The organism is Neisseria sp. HMSC056A03, assembly GCF_001815685.1.
Classification (GTDB): Bacteria; Pseudomonadota; Gammaproteobacteria; order Burkholderiales; family Neisseriaceae; genus Neisseria; species Neisseria subflava.
Genome location: NZ_KV821590.1, coordinates 1 through 592 on the forward strand (window position 1 = coordinate 1; position 592 = coordinate 592).

Annotated in this window: 1 pseudogene; it reads left to right on the top strand. The window is 54.2% G+C overall.

The window, feature by feature from the left end:
- A pseudogene (locus tag HMPREF3052_RS11985) lies at positions 1–592 on the top strand (hypothetical protein); the annotation flags it as partial.

The following is a 592-nucleotide window of genomic DNA, read 5'->3' on the forward strand; positions in this document are numbered from 1 at the left end:
GATGACCTATGTTGACACAGCGGGCACTCCAACCAGCACTCCGACTAACAAAGTGAACTTGGTAGGCACAGGCGGCCCGGTAACCTTGGGTAACGTCGCTGCAGGTGCGGTTAACGCGACCAGCACCGATGCCGTTAATGGCAGCCAGTTGCACAAAACTGCCAATTCCACAGCCACCCACTTGGGCGGCGGATCGGCAGTTCAGGCCGATGGCAGCATTAGCGCGCCGACCTACACCCTGGCCAATGCCACTGGTACGCCAACGAACTACAGCAACGTAGGCGACGCATTGACTGCGCTGAATGCACGCACCAATGCGGCCAACGCCGGTTGGAAATTCCAAGTGAACAGCGGTGCTGCGGAAACTATCAAGCCGAATGATACGGTAGGGTTTAAAGATGGTACCAACATTGCCATAACCAACAACGGTAAAGACATTACCATTGCCACCAAACCTAACCTGACTGCCGACAGCTTGACAATTAACAACGGCCCGGTCATCAACGGTAACGGTATTAGCACCAACGGCAAAAACATTGATATGGGTAACAACGGCAAGATTACCAACCTGACCAGCGGCAACGTTGCGGCA